Annotated in this window: 19 protein-coding genes and 1 tRNA gene; 16 read left to right on the top strand and 4 right to left on the bottom strand. The window is 59.0% G+C overall.

Annotation, left to right across the window (positions count from 1 at the left end; all coding sequences use genetic code 11):
• Nucleotides 1-9: 9 nt before the first annotated feature.
• Both HBO12_RS19570 and ribD read left to right on the top strand, forming a co-directional pair.
• A complete protein-coding gene (locus HBO12_RS19570; RefSeq protein ID WP_170042976.1) occupies nucleotides 10-1,902 on the top strand; it encodes an aminotransferase class I/II-fold pyridoxal phosphate-dependent enzyme in 1,893 nt (630 codons plus the stop codon).
• Nucleotides 1,883-3,049, top strand: a complete 1,167-nt coding sequence (gene ribD, locus HBO12_RS19565; RefSeq protein WP_463671618.1) for a bifunctional diaminohydroxyphosphoribosylaminopyrimidine deaminase/5-amino-6-(5-phosphoribosylamino)uracil reductase RibD — start codon at nucleotides 1,883-1,885, stop codon at nucleotides 3,047-3,049. The genes HBO12_RS19570 and ribD overlap by 20 nt, the downstream gene beginning before the upstream one ends.
• A gap of 240 nt (nucleotides 3,050-3,289) precedes the next feature.
• Here the strand turns inward: ribD and HBO12_RS19560 are convergent, their stop codons facing one another.
• The 3 genes from HBO12_RS19560 to HBO12_RS19550 form a co-directional block, all read right to left on the bottom strand.
• Nucleotides 3,290-3,661 (bottom strand): PH domain-containing protein, encoded by a 372-nt coding sequence (locus HBO12_RS19560; RefSeq protein WP_169956294.1) that lies wholly within the window; start codon nucleotides 3,659-3,661, stop codon nucleotides 3,290-3,292.
• 34 nt (nucleotides 3,662-3,695) lie between these two features.
• Entirely contained in the window at nucleotides 3,696-4,025 is a 330-nt protein-coding gene (locus HBO12_RS19555; protein ID WP_169956296.1) for a hypothetical protein, read from the bottom strand.
• Between the two features lie 94 nt (nucleotides 4,026-4,119).
• Nucleotides 4,120-4,204, bottom strand: a tRNA-Leu gene (locus tag HBO12_RS19550).
• A 108-nt stretch (nucleotides 4,205-4,312) separates the two neighbouring features.
• Here HBO12_RS19550 and queA point away from each other — a divergent pair.
• From queA to HBO12_RS19520, 6 genes are all read left to right on the top strand, one after another.
• Nucleotides 4,313-5,362, top strand: a complete 1,050-nt coding sequence (queA, locus tag HBO12_RS19545; RefSeq protein WP_170042975.1) for a tRNA preQ1(34) S-adenosylmethionine ribosyltransferase-isomerase QueA — start codon at nucleotides 4,313-4,315, stop codon at nucleotides 5,360-5,362.
• Nucleotides 5,363-5,367: 5 nt separating this feature from the next.
• Complete coding sequence (tgt, locus tag HBO12_RS19540) at nucleotides 5,368-6,483, top strand: tRNA guanosine(34) transglycosylase Tgt (RefSeq protein ID WP_032858353.1); 1,116 nt, start codon at nucleotides 5,368-5,370, stop codon at nucleotides 6,481-6,483.
• A 43-nt stretch (nucleotides 6,484-6,526) separates the two neighbouring features.
• Nucleotides 6,527-6,865 (top strand): preprotein translocase subunit YajC, encoded by a 339-nt coding sequence (yajC, locus tag HBO12_RS19535; RefSeq protein ID WP_003175975.1) that lies wholly within the window; start codon nucleotides 6,527-6,529, stop codon nucleotides 6,863-6,865.
• A 62-nt stretch (nucleotides 6,866-6,927) separates the two neighbouring features.
• Nucleotides 6,928-8,796: a protein translocase subunit SecD gene (secD, locus tag HBO12_RS19530; RefSeq protein ID WP_169956300.1), complete on the top strand. Its 1,869-nt coding sequence runs from the start codon at nucleotides 6,928-6,930 to the stop codon at nucleotides 8,794-8,796.
• 9 nt (nucleotides 8,797-8,805) lie between these two features.
• Complete coding sequence (gene secF / locus HBO12_RS19525) at nucleotides 8,806-9,720, top strand: protein translocase subunit SecF (RefSeq protein WP_169956302.1); 915 nt, start codon at nucleotides 8,806-8,808, stop codon at nucleotides 9,718-9,720.
• A 123-nt stretch (nucleotides 9,721-9,843) separates the two neighbouring features.
• Entirely contained in the window at nucleotides 9,844-10,386 is a 543-nt protein-coding gene (locus HBO12_RS19520; RefSeq protein ID WP_029298576.1) for a glycine zipper 2TM domain-containing protein, read from the top strand.
• 182 nt (nucleotides 10,387-10,568) lie between these two features.
• On the opposite strand, the gene suhB is transcribed toward HBO12_RS19520, so the two are convergent.
• A complete protein-coding gene (suhB, locus tag HBO12_RS19515; RefSeq protein WP_003175971.1) occupies nucleotides 10,569-11,384 on the bottom strand; it encodes a type III secretion system regulator SuhB in 816 nt (271 codons plus the stop codon).
• Nucleotides 11,385-11,529: 145 nt separating this feature from the next.
• Here suhB and trmJ point away from each other — a divergent pair, with 145 nt between their 5' ends.
• The 8 genes from trmJ (at nucleotide 11,530) to hscA (ending at nucleotide 18,426) form a co-directional block, all read left to right on the top strand.
• Nucleotides 11,530-12,300, top strand: coding sequence for a tRNA (cytosine(32)/uridine(32)-2'-O)-methyltransferase TrmJ (trmJ, locus tag HBO12_RS19510; protein WP_170042974.1), 771 nt, complete (start codon nucleotides 11,530-11,532; stop codon nucleotides 12,298-12,300).
• Nucleotides 12,301-12,302: 2 nt separating this feature from the next.
• Complete coding sequence (gene cysE, locus HBO12_RS19505) at nucleotides 12,303-13,088, top strand: serine O-acetyltransferase (RefSeq protein WP_170042973.1); 786 nt, start codon at nucleotides 12,303-12,305, stop codon at nucleotides 13,086-13,088.
• Nucleotides 13,089-13,387: 299 nt separating this feature from the next.
• A complete protein-coding gene (gene iscR, locus HBO12_RS19500; RefSeq protein ID WP_003210305.1) occupies nucleotides 13,388-13,879 on the top strand; it encodes a Fe-S cluster assembly transcriptional regulator IscR in 492 nt (163 codons plus the stop codon).
• A gap of 50 nt (nucleotides 13,880-13,929) precedes the next feature.
• Nucleotides 13,930-15,144 carry an IscS subfamily cysteine desulfurase gene (locus tag HBO12_RS19495; RefSeq protein WP_169956307.1) on the top strand — a complete coding sequence of 405 codons (1,215 nt, stop codon included), beginning with the start codon at nucleotides 13,930-13,932 and terminating at the stop codon, nucleotides 15,142-15,144.
• 99 nt (nucleotides 15,145-15,243) lie between these two features.
• Nucleotides 15,244-15,630 (top strand): Fe-S cluster assembly scaffold IscU, encoded by a 387-nt coding sequence (gene iscU / locus HBO12_RS19490; RefSeq protein ID WP_028617851.1) that lies wholly within the window; start codon nucleotides 15,244-15,246, stop codon nucleotides 15,628-15,630.
• A 28-nt stretch (nucleotides 15,631-15,658) separates the two neighbouring features.
• Nucleotides 15,659-15,982: an iron-sulfur cluster assembly protein IscA gene (iscA, locus tag HBO12_RS19485; RefSeq protein ID WP_010565230.1), complete on the top strand. Its 324-nt coding sequence runs from the start codon at nucleotides 15,659-15,661 to the stop codon at nucleotides 15,980-15,982.
• 8 nt (nucleotides 15,983-15,990) lie between these two features.
• Nucleotides 15,991-16,512 (top strand): co-chaperone HscB, encoded by a 522-nt coding sequence (gene hscB, locus HBO12_RS19480; protein ID WP_169956309.1) that lies wholly within the window; start codon nucleotides 15,991-15,993, stop codon nucleotides 16,510-16,512.
• A gap of 51 nt (nucleotides 16,513-16,563) precedes the next feature.
• Complete coding sequence (gene hscA / locus HBO12_RS19475; RefSeq protein ID WP_170042972.1) at nucleotides 16,564-18,426, top strand: Fe-S protein assembly chaperone HscA; 1,863 nt, start codon at nucleotides 16,564-16,566, stop codon at nucleotides 18,424-18,426.

Genomic DNA, 18,426 nt, shown 5'->3' with positions numbered 1-18,426 from the left:
TGAACTGTGATGAAAAAAGCTATTGTCCTTGCCGCAGGCATGGGGTCTCGTCTTGGACGAGCCTCTGACTCTACTCCCAAGCCACTGACTGAGGTCAATGGCCTTAGTATCCTGGCTAATGCACTGAATATTCTCGTCGAGGCGGGTTACCAGGAGGTTGTAGTGGTGATCGGCTACAAGGGGCTGAAGATACGGGCCTTTGTCGCGGCGCTGGAGTTGCCGGTGACCGTGCGATTTATCGAAAACGCAGAGTGGGCCACTACCAATAATTTGTATTCGTTGTATCTGGCCTCCCATGAACTGGAAGGCGAGGAGGGGGTCACGTTGCTGGAGGGCGATATTTTCTTTCGTGCCTCGGTGATTACGGCTTTGGACGCACAAAGCGGTCGCGAATGCCTGGCAGTTGTCTCACCACTTACCCCACTGATGGAAGGCACCTTTGCCGAGGTGGATGCCCATGGACTTATCCGACAGTTTGGTAGCAGCAAAGCTGATGATCATCTGACCGCCGATAGGCCACTCAAAACGGCCAATATCTATTACTTGTCAGCCCAATTCTGCAAAAATTATTTGATCGGAGAACTTGAACGGAACGTCAGGAACAACCGGTTGAATGACTATTACGAAGTGACTTTCAAAACTGCGTGTACGCAAGGTATGGGGTTCAAGGCAATTGAAGTCGATCCGGGCACCTGGATTGAAATAGATAACTTATATGACCTGCGTATCGCGTCTTATCAGTTTTCCGAGCATAAGCATGCGTTGCTTTCCAGCCAGCATGGGGGGTATTGGCGCTTCCCTGTGACCGACCACGCCCTCATCTACAACCTGCACTTCCCGCCTGCGGGGCTGAAGAAGCTGATGGTTGACCGCTTCGCTGACATCGCCCTCAACTATCCTGCCTCGGCGGGTGCGAGCCTGCCGCTATTGTCGGACTTCCTGGGGGTGCCTACCGAAAACCTGGTGATTGCCAACGGTGTCTCGGAAATCATTCGTCTGATGCCCAGGCTCTTTGGCGGCAATTTGCTGGTGTTCGAACCTTCGTTCAATGAATTTGCCAATGCCTTCCCCGTGGAGCGTGTTACGACGATCAGATTGACTGCGCAAAATCAGTTTGCGCTGGATATCGAGCACACGCTGCGCGTCATTGAGCAACAAAAGCCGAGTGCGATTGTGTTGGTGACGCCGAACAATCCCACGGGCGGGCTTATTCCCAAGGATACGATCCTGGAACTCTATAGGCGTACCCGGGATCAGGCGCCCTATCTGATAGTGGACGAGTCATTTCTTGATTTTTCCGGCGATGCACGGGATCAATCGTTGCTCCACGACCTCTTGGTTTTGCCAAGAATCATCGTACTAAGGAGCATGAGCAAAACCTTCGGTATTGGCGGCCTGAGGCTGGGGTACGCGGCCAGTGCGGACCAGGACTGGTTGGACGCTTTGCGTAAGGAACTGCCGATCTGGAACATCAACGGATTTGCCGAGGAGTTCATGCTCAACCTTCCGCAATACCGTAAAGAATATGCGGCCAGTTGCGCCCAGGTGCGCAGCGAGACGGATGATCTGGTTGCGCAGCTACGTGAAATCGAGGCCTTTGAGGTATTCGCTACGGCCAGCAACTTTGTGTTGTGCCGCTTGCAACCGGGCTACCCGTCGGCCCCGGAACTGGCTGCGTTGCTGGTTGATGACTTCAGCATCTTCATTAAGGAATGCAGCGGAAAAGTCATGGATGACGCCGATCGATACTTGCGCATTTCCTCCAGGAATCGTGAGCAGAACGACAGGCTTATTGACGCGTTAAAACATGTATTGCTTCTGGACGACTACACACTGTGCGTTCGAACTGGCGTCAAACTGACCCGCACAGCCCTCAGTCAAGATGCAGCGCTCAGCGAGTGATGACCCTATGAACCCGATTGAGTGCATGCAAAGGGCAATCGAGCTGGCGCAGTTGGGACTGTATTCCACCAGCCCCAACCCGCGCGTCGGGTGCGTCATCGTCAATTACGGGCGCATTGTCGGCGAGGGCTGGCATGTCCGGGCAGGGCACGCCCATGCTGAAGTGCACGCCCTGCGCCAGGCAGGCGCCGCCGCTGCCGGCGCAACGGCTTATGTGACGCTGGAGCCCTGTTGTCATTTTGGCGCCACTGCGCCTTGCGCCGATGCACTGATCAGCGCCGGGGTGAAACAGGTGGTTATCGCCATGGTCGATCCCAATCCGCAGGTTGCCGGCCAGGGCGTCAGGCGCCTGCGTGCTGCGGGTATCAGTGTCGCGTTTGGCCTGCTGGAGCAACAGGCACGGCAGCTCAATCGAGGGTTTATCAAACGAATGGTCACTGGCCTGCCACTGGTGCGGGTGAAAATGGGTGTCAGCCTGGATGGCCGAACCGCCATGCACAGCGGTGAAAGCCAATGGATTACCGGGCCGCTGGCGCGGGCAGAAACCCAGCGCCTGCGGGCGCAGTCGAGTGCCGTCATCACCGGTGCGGACACGGTGCTGCGGGATCAGGCGCGGTTGACGATACGTAAGGCCGAGTTGCAGTTGGAGGAGTCCCAGGCTTGCCTGGCCATGGAGCGACCGCCCCTGCGTGTGCTGATTGACAGCCAAAGACGAGTGCCCCCGAACGCTGCCTTTTTCACCGCCGGCCCGACGTTGGTGGCGACCACTTCGACCTCGCTGACCGATCCGGGCGAGGGCCAGGAGTTACTGATGTTTGACGCGGTCGACGGGCAGGTGCCGCTTGAAGCATTGCTCAAGACCTTGGCAAACCGTGGAGCCAACGAGGTACTGATCGAGGCCGGCTCGCGGCTGGTGGCGGCGTTCGCGCGTTTGAACCTGGTGGATGAGTACATATTCCATATTGCTGCCAAGTTCCTGGGTTCAACTGCCAAGCCTGCGTTGGAGTGGCCGATCGACAAACTGGGTGAAGCTGTGAGGCTTGAATTCACGAGTGTCAGACCGTTGGGGGATGATATTTGTGTGATTGCGCGGCCGGCGGGTTCTGCAGTGCTGCATCCGGATAACAAGGCGTGCCATCAGGATTGATGTAATAGAACGCCTCATGCACGCACTGTTTACCGTCCTCAATGAAGCAACGGAACGAGGTGTTGGCGGTCAAGGGCAAGTGTCCGGTATGGTTGACGGAGGAAGGAATTGAGCGCTGGGTGAGAGAGTTGGTGTAGGCGGGTAGTTCTAGGGTGCCGGCAAGCCAGCTCCCACATTTGATGGTATACAGCCGCTGAATCACACGGCTTGCGGTAAAAAGACCTTGCTTTTACCGGCCGATCAACCCAGCAGGTGCTTGGAAATCAGCCTGGAGATTTCCACCATCGAGGTCTTGCCCGTGAACTCGAACTTCACTTTGCCCAATGACGAGAAGTAGATCTCCAACTCCGAATCCAGGTCGAACGTGCCGGAGGTTTCCACCGAGTACGCGACAATGTTTTTGTACGGCAGGGAAGTGAAGTCCTTCTTGCTGCCGGTGATGCCTTGCACGTTCACAGCGATGATGCGCTTGGTGGTAAACACCACACCGTCGCGCATGGCTTTGTAGGCATCGACCACGTGTTCGTCATCGAGCAGCATGGATGCAACGCGTTCGGCGTATTCATTGTTTTGCTTGAGCTTGAAGAAGCCTTTGTTGTTGAAGTCGATCATTGGGCGGTCCTTGTGGTGGGGCAGGGAGGGTGCGTTACAAGATGGCCTTGAGGTAGTCCTTAAGTGCGGCGAGTGGGGGCTTTAGTTCCTCCAGCGTCGAGGCTTGCCGGACTTGGGCCGCCAGCTTTTGCAACTCGCGGCCCATTACCGTGTTGGCACCCCCCAACGTCTCCAAGGCCAACTTCATGCATTCATCCAACTTGCGTTGGATAGTTGCCAGGTCGCCACTGCGCACCAACAGCCCAAACACCTCCCGCTCGTACCCGTCCATCACCAGATCGTCGCGCAGGATCGGGCTGCCATCTTCCGTCTCATGCACCAGCTTGAGGGCGAACAGAGCAACGGCTTCGAGTGTCAATTCCATGGTCCTGGGGCCTCTACTGTCTGGTGCGGGGGGAGATGATCACTTTTCTACAGGCGAAAAAAAAGACCTTGAATTTCAAGGTCTTTTTTTAAGATGGTGCCCCGAGGGAGACTCGAACTCCCACTCCTTTCGAAAACGGATTTTGAATCCGCCGCGTCTACCAATTCCGCCATCAGGGCTCAATGGCGGCGAAGTATAGAGACGTGATTACCGTTGGTCAATCACGTTTCATGGTCTATTTTCACTATTTCCGCTAGACTTCCCGGCCCTGCTAGACGAACCCCATCATGCGCGTTGCTGACTTTACTTTTGAACTGCCGGATTCGCTGATCGCTCGCCACCCTTTGGCCGAGCGTCGCGCCAGCCGACTGTTGACCCTGGACGGGGTCAACGGTGCCCTTGCACACCGTCAATTTACTGATTTGCTTGAGCATTTACGCCCAGGCGACTTGATGGTCTTCAACAATACCCGGGTGATTCCGGCGCGGCTGTTTGGCCAGAAGGCTTCCGGCGGCAAGCTGGAAATCCTCGTGGAACGGGTGCTGGACAGCCATCGTGTGCTGGCCCATGTGCGCTCCAGCAAGTCGCCGAAACCGGGGTCGAGCATTCTGATTGATGGCGGTGGCGAGGCCGAGATGGTGGCGCGCCATGACGCGCTGTTCGAACTCAAGTTTGCCGAAGAAGTGTTGCCGCTGCTGGAGCGTGTCGGCCATATGCCGTTGCCTCCTTATATAGACCGCCCCGACGAAGATTCGGACCGCGAGCGCTATCAGACGGTTTACTCCGAGCGCCTCGGCGCCGTCGCCGCGCCGACGGCTGGGCTGCATTTTGACCAGCCGCTGCTTGAGGCGATTGCCGCCAAGGGTGTCGAGACGGCCTATGTGACCCTGCACGTGGGGGCCGGGACGTTTCAGCCGGTGCGTGTGGAGAACATCGAAGATCACCATATGCACAGCGAATGGCTGGAAGTCAGCCAGGCCGTGGTGGACGCGGTCAACGCGTGCAAGGCGCGTGGCGGGCGGGTGGTCGCGGTGGGCACCACCAGCGTGCGTTCCCTGGAGAGTGCCGCGCGCGATGGCGTGCTCAAGCCGTTCAGTGGCGACACCGATATCTTTATCTACCCAGGCCGGCCGTTCCATGTGGTCGATTGCCTGGTCACCAACTTCCATTTGCCGGAATCCACGCTGTTGATGCTGGTGTCGGCATTTGCCGGTTACCCCGAGACCATGGCCGCCTATCAGGCCGCCATCGATAATGGGTACCGTTTTTTCAGCTACGGTGATGCGATGTTTATCACCCGTAATCCGGCGCCGCGCGGCCCAGAGGAACAACTATGAGTCGTATGTCGTTTGAATTGTTGGCTACTGACGGTAAAGCCCGTCGCGGCCGCCTGACCTTCCCCCGTGGCACCGTGGAGACCCCGGCGTTCATGCCGGTCGGCACCTACGGCACGGTCAAGGGCATGCTGCCGCGTGACATTGTCGCCACCGGCGCCGAGATCATCCTCGGCAATACCTTCCACCTGTGGCTGCGCCCGGGCACCGAAGTGATCAAGAAGCATGGCGACCTGCATGACTTCATGAAGTGGCAAGGCCCGATCCTCACCGACTCCGGTGGTTTCCAGGTGTTCAGCCTGGGCGCCATGCGCAAGATCAAGGAGGAGGGCGTGACCTTCGCCTCGCCGGTGGACGGTTCCAAGGTGTTCATGGGGCCGGAAGAGTCGATGCAGGTCCAGCGTGACCTGGGCTCAGACATCGTGATGATTTTTGACGAGTGCACGCCGTACCCGGCCGATGAAGACGTGGCGCGGATCTCCATGGAGTTGTCGTTGCGCTGGGCCCAGCGTTCGAAGAATGCCCACGGCGACAACACTGCCGCGTTGTTCGGCATCGTCCAGGGCGGCATGCACGAAAGCCTGCGCAAGCGCTCGCTCGAAGGCCTGGACAAGATCGGCTTCGATGGCCTGGCCATTGGCGGCCTGTCGGTGGGCGAGCCCAAGCACGAAATGATCAAGGTGCTGGACTACCTGCCAGGCCTGATGCCTTCTGACAAACCTCGTTACCTTATGGGCGTTGGCAAACCAGAAGATCTCGTAGAGGGTGTGCGCCGCGGTGTGGACATGTTCGATTGCGTGATGCCAACCCGTAATGCCCGCAATGGGCATCTGTTCATTGATACAGGCGTGCTGAAGATCCGTAACGCGTTCCATCGCCATGATGATTCGCCGCTGGATCCCACCTGTGATTGCTACACCTGCCAGAACTTCTCCCGTGCTTATCTGCACCATCTGGACAAATGCGGGGAAATGCTGGGTAGCATGTTGAATACCATCCACAATTTGCGTCACTACCAAGTCCTGATGGCTGGTTTGCGCGAGGCTATTCAACAGGGTACATTGGCCGCCTTTGTCGATGCCTTCTATGCCAAGCGCGGGCTGCCTGTGCCGCCCTTGGACTGAGTTTCCCGACCCTAAGATTCACTATTTGCAACTGGAGTGCTAAATGAGCTTTTTTATCTCTAACGCTATGGCTGACGCCGCTGCACCGGCCGCTGCCGGTCCTATGGGCGGTGGTTTCGAGTGGATTTTCCTGGTCGGCTTCCTGGTCATCTTCTACCTGATGATCTGGCGTCCACAGGCCAAGCGCGCCAAAGAGCAGAAAAACCTGCTGGGCAGCCTGCAAAAAGGCGACGAAGTGGTCACCACCGGCGGTATCGCTGGCAAGATCACCAAGGTTTCCGATGCTTTCGTGGTACTGGAAGTCTCCGACACCGTTGAAATGAAGTTCCAGAAAGGCGCCATCGCCGCCACGCTGCCAAAAGGCACGCTCAAAGCGATCTGAGTAACAACTTTTACCAATCGACGGGGCGCGCAAGGCGCCCCGCGTCATAAGCGGGCGGCGTGATGCTGAACAAATACCCTCTGTGGAAATACGTACTGATCCTGGCGGTGCTGGCGATCGGTTTTATTTATTCCGCTCCCAATCTCTATCCAGATGACCCGGCGATCCAGATCAGCGGCGCTAGCACGTCGTTGCAAGTGACCGATGCCGACCTCGAGCGCGCGAGCAAGGCGCTTACCGAAGCCGGCTTGACGGTCAAGGCTTCCAGCCTGACGCCCAACGGCAAGGGCGGTTTGTTGCGCCTGGCCAAGCAAGAAGACCAATTGCCGGCCAAGGATGTTGTGCGCAAGGTATTGGGTGATGACTATGTAGTCGCACTGAACCTGGCACAAACCACTCCGCAATGGCTGCGCAGCCTCGGCGCGCACCCGATGAAGCTGGGCCTGGACTTGTCCGGTGGTGTGCACTTCCTGTTGGAAGTGGACATGGACAAAGCCCTCGATGCACGCATGAAAGTCTACGAAGGCGATGTGAAGAGCCTGCTGCGCAAAGAGCGCCTGCGTTATCGCAGCCTGCCGCAGCTCAACGGTGCCATCCAGCTGGGCTTTGCTGACGAAGCCACCCGTGAACAGGCACGCGCCCTGGTTCGCAAAAGCTTTAACGATTTCGACATTGTTCCTGCCGACCTCAATGGTCAGCCGGTGCTGCGTCTGGCGATGACCCCGGCCAAGCTGGCGGAAATCCGTGAATACTCCATCAAGCAGAACTTGACCACGGTACGTAACCGCGTCAACGAGCTGGGTGTGGCCGAGCCTCTGGTCCAGCGCCAGGGCGCCAACCGCATCGTGGTTGAGCTGCCAGGCGTGCAGGACACCGCTGAAGCCAAGCGGATTCTCGGTAAGACCGCCAACCTTGAGTTCCGCCTGGCTGCCGAGCCGGGCGCTTCCAAGGCTACTTCCGAAATGTTCGAGTTCCGCGAGGGCAATCGCCCAGCAGCGCAGATCGAGCGTGGCCTGATCATCACCGGTGACCAGGTGACGGATGCCAAGGCTGGTTTTGGCGAGCACGGCACGCCTGAAGTGAACATCCGCCTGGATGGTCATGGTGGCGAACTGATGAGCCGCGCCACCCGCAGCAACGTCGGTCGCAGCATGGCGGTGATCTTCATCGAGCAACGCCCGGTGACCACCTACACCAAGCAAATGGTCAATGGCGTCGAGAAAGACGTAGCCGTACAGACCTTCAAGGAAGAGAAGAAGATCATCAGCCTGGCGACCATCCAGTCGCCGTTGGGTGCTCAATTCCGTATCACCGGCCTGAACGGCCAGGGTGAGTCCTCCGAGCTGGCATTGCTGCTGCGGGCCGGTGGCCTGGCGGCACCGATGTACTTCGCCGAGGAGCGCACCATTGGTCCGAGCCTGGGTGCTGACAACATCACCAAGGGTATCGACGCTTCCCTGTGGGGCATGCTGTTCGTTTCGCTGTTCATCATCGCCATCTATCGCTTCTTCGGCATCATTGCCACGGTTGCGCTGGCGGTGAACATGGTGCTGCTGCTGGCCTTGATGTCGCTGCTGGGGGCTACACTGACCCTGCCGGGTATCGCCGGTATCGTACTCACCATGGGTATGGCGGTGGACGCCAACGTGCTGATCTTCTCGCGGATTCGTGAAGAGATCGCGGCGGGCATGAGCGTGCAACGGGCAATCAACGAAGGTTTCGGCCGGGCATTTACCGCGATTCTCGACTCCAACCTGACCACATTGCTGGTCGGCGGGATTCTCTTTGCCATGGGCACCGGCCCGGTCAAGGGTTTTGCGGTGACCATGTCCCTCGGTATCTTTACCTCGATGTTCACGGCCATCATGGTGACCCGCGCAATGGTCAACCTGATCTTTGGCGGGCGTGACTTCAAGAAGTTGTGGATTTAAGGGGCTGCCATGTTACGTACAATCAACTTCATGGGCGTTCGCAACGTTGCGTTCGGCGTCACTGTGCTCCTTACCGTCCTGGCGTTGTTCAGCTGGTTCCATAAGGGCCTGAACTACGGTCTGGACTTCACCGGCGGTACGCTCATCGAGCTGACCTACGAGAAGCCGGCCGATGTCACCAAGGTGCGTACCCAACTGAACGAGGCCGGTTACCACGAGGCGATCGTGCAGAGCTTTGGTGCGACCACCGACCTGCTGGTGCGGATGCCGGGTGAAGACCCGCAACTGGGCCACCAGGTGGCCGAGGCCTTGCTCAAGGTCGGTGGCGATAACCCGGCTTCGGTCAAGCGCGTCGAGTTCGTCGGCCCGCAGGTAGGTGAAGAGCTGCGCGACCAGGGCGGCCTCGGCATGCTGATGGCGCTGGCCGGCATCATGGTCTACCTGGCGTTCCGCTTTCAGTGGAAGTTCGGCGTCGGTGCCATTGTCTCGCTGATCCACGACGTGATCGTGACCGTGGGTATCCTGGCGTACTTCCAGATCACCTTCGATTTGACGGTATTGGCGGCGGTGCTGGCGATCATTGGTTACTCCCTCAACGACACCATCGTGGTATTCGACCGGGTTCGCGAGAACTTCCGGGTGCTGCGCAAGGCGACGTTGATCGAGAACATCAACATCTCCACCACCCAGACCCTGTTGCGCACCATGGCGACGTCGATTTCCACCTTGCTGGCGATTGCCGCGCTGATGATCTTCGGTGGCGACAACCTGTGGGGCTTCTCCCTGGCGCTGTTTATCGGCGTCCTGGCGGGCACCTACTCGTCGATCTACATCGCCAACGTGGTGTTGATCTGGCTGAACCTCAACAGCGAAGACCTGATTCCTCCTGTTGCGACCGACAAGGAGGTCGACGACCGCCCTTGATGGGTGTTTGTTGATCCACTGTTGCAAAGAAGGCGCGAGTATTGAACTCGCGCCTTTTTTTTTGCTCCAAGGCTGGGTATAGCGCGGACGTTTCAGTCCGCTTGTGATGGTCAGGAGGTTCACGTGAACAAGTCGTTACTGGTTGGTGCGGTATTGGGTGCTGTCGGTGTGACTGCCGGGGGTGCTGTTGCCACCTACAGCCTGGTAAAAAGCGGCCCTGAGTATGCGCAAGTGCTGGCGGTGCAGCCGGTCAAGACCCAGATCAAAACTCCCCGTGAGGTCTGCAAGGACGTCACCGTGACCCGGCAGCGTCCGGTGCAGGATCAGCATCAAATCGCCGGCACGGTGGTCGGCGCCCTGGCAGGCGGCCTGCTGGGTAACCAGATCGGCGGCGGTACTGGCAAGAAGATTGCCACCGTAGCCGGCGCAGTGGGTGGCGGTTATGCCGGTAACAAGGTTCAGGAAGGCATGCAGAACCGTGATACCTACACCACCACGCAAACTCGCTGTAACACCGTCAACGACATCAGCGACAAGGTGGTCGGGTATGACGTGCGTTACAACCTGGATGGCAAGGAAGGATCGGTGCGCATGGAGCGTGATCCGGGTAGCCAGATCCCTGTGGATAAAGAGGGTCGCCTGATCCTCGGCCAGAATCAGCAGTAACCGACATATCCTGTAGGAGCCGGCTTGCCGGCGATAGCGGCGGGTCAGTATTAAGCAAGTTGGCTGGCCAACCGCTATCGCAGGCAAGCCAGCTCCCACAGTGGGGTCAGTGGGCATTGGTTCTTGGCCAAATCCCGGGCACAAAAAAGCACCCCTAAGGGTGCTTTTTTGTGCTCGCTCGCTTAGCGCTTCAGCGAAGCCGGCAGGTGCGGCTGGATCGCCGTCAGGACTGCCTTGAAGCATTTGGTGTTGCCTGCAACCACGTGACCCTTCTCCAGGAAGTCGTGACCACCGGTGAAGTCGCTCACCAGGCCGCCGGCTTCTTGAATCAGCAGGGCGCCTGCAGCCATGTCCCACTCGGACAGGCCCGACTCCCAGAACGCATCAAAACGACCGGCGGCCACATACGCCAGGTCCAGGCTGGCGGCACCGGCGCGGCGGATGCCGGCGGTCTGGCCAACCAGGGCGCGGAACATGCCCAGGTAGTTTTCCAGGTTGTCCATCTGGTCGTCACGGAACGGGAAACCGGTGCCCAGCAGGGCGCCGTCCAGGCTGGTGCGACCGCTGACGCGAAGGCGACGACCGTTCAGTTGGGCGCCACGGCCACGGCTGGCGGTGAATTCTTCCTGGCGAACCGGGTCCAGGACCACGGCGTGCTCCAGGCGGCCACGGTATTTGCAGGCAATGCTTACGGCAAAGTGCGGGATGCCGCGCAGGAAGTTGGTGGTGCCATCCAGTGGGTCGATGATCCACAGGTAGTCTTCGCCTTCGCCGCTACCTTTGTGCAGGCCGGTTTCTTCACCGAGGATGCCGTGGGTAGGGTAGGCCTTGCGCAGGGCGTCGATGATTTTCTGTTCGGCGGCGCGATCCACCTCGGATACATAATCCTTGGCGTCTTTTTCGTCGACCTTGATGGTATCCAGGCGCTCGATGGAGCGGAAGATCAATTCACTGGCGCTGCGGGCGGCGCGCAGCGCGATATTCAGCATGGGCTGCATGGATGTGTCACCTAAGGTTGTTAAAGAAAGCCGAGCATTCTAGCAGAAACTTTCTTCAGGTGAAGGACGACGTTCGCTTTCATGGCATAACCTTAGGCTGTTCTGTAAGATTTGCTCCCCTTTCCCGTGTCCGCGAGCGCCTCCCTTGCTGCAAAACATTCGTGTCGTCCTCGTCAATACCAGTCACCCCGGCAATATCGGCGGGGTGGCGCGGGCCATGAAAAACATGGGGCTGACGCGCCTGGTGCTGGTGGAGCCGCGTGTGTTCCCGCACCACGAAGCCGACGCTCGTGCCTCCGGCGCCAATGACCTCCTGGAAAAAGCCCAGGTCGTCGCCACCCTGGAAGATGCCCTGGTGGGTTGCAATCTGGTGCTTGGCACCAGCGCCCGCGACCGCCGTATCCCCTGGCCGCTGCTCGATCCCCGCGAATGCGGGGCCAAAATGGTCGAAGAGGCGGCTGGCGGCGCCGAAATCGCCTTGGTGTTTGGTCGTGAAGACTCTGGCCTGACCAATGACGAGCTGCAGCGATGTCATTATCACGTGCACATCCCATCAGACCCCGAATTCAGCTCGCTGAACCTCGGGGCAGCGGTGCAGGTGTTGAGTTATGAAGTGCGCATGGCCTGGCTGGCAGCACAAGGCCAGCCGAGCAAAATGGAGAAGGACGAGGTTGCATCCACCAAAAGTGGCGAATTGGCCACCATGGATGAGCTGGAACGGTTCTATGAGCACTTGGAGCAAACCCTGGTGGCCATCGAATTCCTCGATCCGGAAAAACCGAGGCACTTGATGGCGCGCCTGCGAAGGCTTTACGGGCGTAGCTCGGTCAGCCGGGCAGAGATGAATATATTGCGTGGCATCCTCACGGAGACCCTGAAAGCGGCCCGTGGCGAGCTTCTGAAGCGGAAGGATTAAAAATGTTCGAGCGTCTGCGAGAAGATATCCAAAGTGTTTTCCATCGTGACCCGGCGGCGCGCAACGCCTTTGAAGTGCTGACCTGCTACCCGGGCATGCATGCGATCTGGATTCACCGCTTGTCCGGCGTCTTGTGGGGCATGGGCTGGAAGTGGTTAGCGCGGCTGGTGTCGAACTTTGGCCGCTGGCTGACCGGGATCGAGATTCATCCGGGGGCCAAGGTCGGTCGTCGCTTCTTCATCGACCATGGCATGGGCATCGTGATTGGTGAGACGGCCGAGATTGGTGATGACGTGACCCTGTACCAGGGCGTGACGCTGGGCGGCACCACCTGGAACAAGGGTAAGCGTCACCCGACCCTTGAGGATGGTGTGGTGGTCGGGGCGGGCGCCAAGGTCCTGGGCCCGTTTACGGTCGGTGCCGGTGCCAAGGTTGGCTCCAATGCCGTGGTCACCAAGGCTGTGCCGCCAGGCGCAACCGTAGTGGGGATTCCGGGGCGGATCATCGTCAAGCCGGAAGTCGGCACTGAGCAGGAGGCCAAGCGTAAGGCCATGGCCGAGAAGATCGGCTTCGACGCTTATGGCGTCAGCGAAGACATGCCGGATCCGGTGGCACGCGCCATTGGCCAGTTGCTCGACCACCTGCAGGCGGTGGACGGCAAGCTGGATGGCATGTGCGGCGCGTTGAAAGATCTGGGTAGTCCTTACTGTGCGAAAGATCTGCCTGAGTTGCGCGAAGAAGACTTCGCCGAGATCAAGGATGAGGCCGGTGCCAGCAAGGCCGGTTAGGTTTTAAGATCGATAAAATCCCCTGTGGGAGCTGGCTTGCCGGTGATAGCGGTCTGCCAGTCACCCCATGGGCGGCTGATCCACCGCCATTGCAGGCTAACCCGCTCACGCATTTGACCTCCGTTGGTCTTGAGGTTTGGCCCTCGCCAGGTTCCTGCTGTTCGATTCCACCCCACCCTGCTATGATTCGCGCGCCCTTTTTACGGGTATTCCTGACTAAAGTACTAGGTCTTATAGTTGACTTAAATACTCGGGAATCGCATACTTGCTCCCATTCTGAAACACCTTGGTACTTGTCCATGAGACTGACTACAAAAGGCCGATACGCGGTGACCGCCATGCTCGATCTGGCCTTGCACGCGCAAAACGGGCCGGTGTCCCTGGCCGATATCTCCGAGCGCCAAGGCATTTCCCTGTCTTATCTTGAGCAACTGTTCGCCAAGTTGCGCCGCAGCAACCTGGTTTCCAGTGTGCGTGGCCCGGGCGGCGGTTATCAATTGTCCCGCGACATGCAGGGCATCCAGGTTGCCCAGGTGATCGATGCGGTCAATGAATCCGTCGATGCCACCAAGTGCCAGGGCCTGGGTGATTGCCATGCCGGCGACACCTGCCTGACGCACCACTTGTGGTGTGACCTGAGCCTGCAGATCCATGAGTTTTTGAGCGGTATCAGCTTGGCTGATCTTGTGACTCGCCGTGAGGTGCAGGAAGTAGCCCAGCGTCAGGACCAGCGCCGATGCAATACCAAGGCGCCGCGTCTGGACAAGATTGAAGCGTCCGCCGTCGAGTGACAGCCGAAGAGCTAACGGCACGCCAGCCAGCCTGATTTAGGAGAAAGTCCATGAAATTGCCGATTTACCTTGATTACTCAGCGACCACCCCGGTTGATCCGCGTGTCGCGCAAAAGATGAGCGAATGCCTGCTGGTTGACGGAAACTTCGGCAACCCGGCGTCCCGTTCCCACGTTTTCGGCTGGAAAGCCGAGGAGGCGGTGGAAAACGCTCGTCGCCAGGTCGCCGACCTGGTCAATGCCGACCCGCGTGAAATCGTCTGGACGTCCGGTGCCACCGAGTCCGACAACCTGGCAATCAAGGGCGCCGCGCATTTCTACGCGACCAAGGGCAAGCACCTGATCACCACCAAGATTGAGCACAAGGCTGTCCTCGACACCATGCGCCAACTGGAGCGTGAAGGTTTCGAGGTGACTTACCTCGAGCCCACCACTGACGGTATCGTCACCCCGGCCATGATCGAAGCCGCGATGCGTGAAGACACCATCCTGGTTTCCGTGATCCACGTGAACAACGAAATCGGCACCATCAACGACATCGCCGCCATTGGCGAGCTGACCCGCTCCAAAGGCGTGTTGCTGCATGTCGATGCTGCCCAGTCTACCGGCAAGGTCGACATTGACCTGTCCAAGCTGAAAGTCGACCTGATGTCGTTCTCGGCCCACAAGACCTACGGCCCTAAAGGCATTGGTGCGCTGTACGTGAGCCGCAAGCCTCGCGTACGTATCGAAGCCACCATGCACGGCGGCGGTCACGAGCGCGGCATGCGTTCTGGCACCCTGGCGACCCACCAGATCGTCGGCATGGGTGAAGCCTTCCGCGTAGCCAAGGAAGACATGGCTGGCGAAAACGTGCGCATCAAGGCCCTCAGCGATCGCTTCTACAAGCAGGTCGAGAACCTTGAAGAGCTGTACATCAACGGCAGCATGACCGCCCGTGTACCGCACAACCTGAATTTGAGCTTCAACTACGTCGAAGGCGAGTCGCTGATCATGGCGCTCAAGGACCTGGCGGTTTCGTCCGGTTCGGCCTGCACCTCGGCCTCCCTCGAGCCGTCCTACGTCCTGCGTGCCCTGGGCCGCAACGACGAGTTGGCACACAGCTCGATCCGCTTTACGTTCGGCCGTTTCACCACCGAAGAAGAAGTCGACTACGCAGCGCAGAAAGTCTGCGAAGCGGTCACCAAGCTGCGCACCCTGTCGCCGCTGTGGGACATGTACAAAGACGGTGTCGATATTTCCAAGATCGAGTGGGCGGCACACTAAATATAGAAGCCGCCACCCAAGCTCTGTAGGAACGTGGCGGAAAACGCAGGCGTTTTTACAGGGTTCCAGAGCGGCCCTGATGAGTGAGGATTCAGTACCATGGCTTACAGCGAAAAGGTCATCGACCACTACGAAAACCCGCGCAACGTCGGCAAGATGGACGCGGAAGATCCTGATGTGGGCACCGGCATGGTCGGCGCCCCGGCGTGCGGCGACGTCATGCGCCTGCAGATCAAGGTCAACGACGCTGGCGTTATCGAAGACGCCAAGTTCAAGACCTACGGCTGCGGTTCAGCCATCGCCTCCAGTTCCCTGGCGACCGAATGGATGAAAGGCAAGACCCTGGATGAGGCTGTCACTATCAGCAACACCCAGTTGGCTGAAGAGCTGGCCCTGCCGCCCGTGAAAATTCACTGCTCGGTACTTGCAGAGGACGCCATCAAGGCGGCCGTTCGCGACTACAAGCAGAAGAAAGGCTTGATCTAAGCATTTGGCGACGAGTAAGGAGTCAACGATGGCTATCAGCATGACAGAAGCGGCTGCGCGGCACGTGCGACGCTCCCTGGATGGGCGCGGTAAAGGTGAGGGGATTCGTCTGGGTGTGCGCACCACAGGCTGTTCCGGCCTTGCCTATGTGCTGGAGTTCGTCGACGAGGTGGTTGCGGAAGATCAGGTGTTCGAAAGTCACGGCGAGAAAGTGATCATCGACCCGAAAAGCCTGACCTACCTGGACGGCACCGAGCTCGATTTCGTCAAGGAAGGGTTGAACGAAGGCTTCAAGTTCAACAACCCTAACGTGCGCGGTGAATGTGGCTGCGGCGAAAGCTTCAACATCTGAGGCTATTTGTGGGTACTCCTTGTCATTTCGCTTTATTCGAGTTGCAGCCGAGTTTTCGCCTGGACCTCGAGCAGCTTGCCACGCGCTACCGTGAATTGGCGCGTGGGGTGCATCCGGATCGCTTTGCCGACGCTTCCGAGCGTGAGCAGCGCCTGGCGCTGGAGCAGTCAGCCAGCCTCAACGAAGCCTATCAGACGCTCAAAAGCCCTCCCAAGCGCGCGCGTTACCTGCTCGCCATGGGTGGTGGCGAAATGCCGCTGGAAGTCACGGTCCATGACCCTGATTTCCTGATGCAGCAGATGCAATGGCGTGAAGAGCTCGAAGACCTGCAGGACGAGGCCGATCTGGCTGGCGTCGCGGTCTTCAAGCGGCGTCTGAAAGTGGCCCAGGATGCACTCAACGAAAGCTTCGCAGCCTGTTGGGACGATGCAGCGCAACGTGAGCAGGCCGAACGCCTGATGCGGCGCATGCAGTTCCTCGACAAGCTCACTTACGAAGTGCGCCAGCTAGAAGAGCGCCTCGACGATTAACCCAGTGCTGCACAGATTGCACGCCTGATAGACAGATAAGACCTGATTACCATGGCTCTACTGCAGATCGCCGAACCCGGCCAAAGTCCTCAACCGCACCAGCGTCGCCTGGCGGTTGGCATCGACTTGGGTACTACCAATTCACTGGTCGCCGCACTGCGCAGCGGTCTCTCCGAGCCGTTGCCCGATGCTGATGGCCAGGTGATCCTGCCGTCGGCGGTGCGCTATCACGCGGATCGCACCGAAGTGGGCGAGTCCGCTCGACTGGCGGCGTCTACCGACCCGCTCAATACCGTGCTGTCGGTCAAGCGCTTGATGGGTCGTGGGTTGTCCGACGTCAAGCAATTGGGCGACCAACTGCCATATCGCTTTGTCGGCGGCGAATCCCATATGCCGTTCATCGACACTATCCAGGGGCCGAAAAGCCCGGTGGAAGTATCGGCCGATATCCTCAAGGTGCTGCGCCAGCGTGCAGAAACCACCTTGGGCGGTGAATTGGTTGGCGCGGTAATCACTGTTCCTGCCTATTTCGACGATGCTCAGCGTCAAGCCACCAAGGATGCAGCGAAACTCGCTGGCCTCAATGTGTTGCGCCTGCTCAACGAGCCGACTGCGGCCGCCGTGGCATACGGCCTGGACCAGCACGCTGAAGGCCTGGTTGCGATTTACGACCTGGGCGGCGGCACCTTTGATATTTCGATCCTGCGCCTGACCGGCGGTGTGTTTGAAGTGCTGGCTACCGGTGGCGACAGTGCCCTGGGCGGTGATGACTTTGACCACGCCATCGCCGGTTGGATTATCACCAGCGCCGGCTTGTCCGCCGACTTGGATCCTGGCGCCCAGCGCAATCTGCTGCAAACCGCCTGCGCCGCCAAGGAAGCCCTGACCGACGCCGCATCTGTTGAAGTTTCCTACGGCTCCTGGTCGGCCCAACTGACCCGTGACGCCTTTGATGCGCTGATCGAGCCAATGGTTGCCCGCAGTCTGAAAGCCTGTCGTCGTGCGGTTCGTGATTCCGGCATTGAGCTGGAAGAAGTGGGTGCGGTGGTCATGGTTGGCGGCTCGACTCGTGTGCCACGGGTTCGCGAAGCGGTGGCTGAAGCCTTTGGCCGCCAGCCGTTGACCGAAATCGATCCGGATCAAGTGGTGGCCATTGGGGCTGCGATCCAGGCCGATACCCTGGCCGGCAACAAGCGTGACGGTGGCGAATTGTTGCTGCTCGACGTGATTCCGTTGTCCCTGGGCCTGGAAACCATGGGTGGCCTGATGGAGAAGGTGATTCCGCGCAACACCACCATTCCCGTCGCCCGCGCCCAGGACTTCACTACTTACAAAGATGGCCAGACGGCCATGATGATCCATGTGCTGCAGGGCGAGCGCGAGCTGATTAGCGACTGCCGCTCCCTGGCGCGTTTTGAATTGCGCGGCATCCCGGCCATGGTCGCGGGTGCGGCGAAGATCCGCGTGACCTTCCAGGTCGACGCCGACGGCCTGCTCAGCGTAGCTGCACGCGAACTAGGTTCGGGCGTTGAGGCCAGCATTCAGGTCAAGCCGTCCTACGGCCTGACTGACGGCGAAATCGCCAAGATGCTCAAGGATTCGTTCCAGTATGCCGGTGACGATAAGGTCGCCCGTGTGTTGCGTGAGCAGCAAGTCGATGCCCAGCGTCTGCTTGAAGCGGTGCAGGGCGCGCTTGAGGCGGACGGTGAGCGCCTGCTGGATGCTGAAGAACGCCTGGTCATCGACCTGCAGATGCAGGAGCTGGCCCAATTGATGAAAGGCACCGATGGCTATGCCATCGAACAACAGACCAAGCGCCTTTCACAAGTAACCGATGCCTTTGCCGCCCGTCGTATGAACCAGACGGTGAAAGCCGCCCTGGCGGGACGCAACCTGAATGAAATCGAGGAATAA

It is taken from the genome of Pseudomonas sp. WS 5059, from assembly GCF_012985525.1.
Taxonomy (GTDB): Bacteria; Pseudomonadota; Gammaproteobacteria; order Pseudomonadales; family Pseudomonadaceae; genus Aquipseudomonas.
This window is presented reverse-complemented; position numbering and strand designations above follow the sequence as displayed.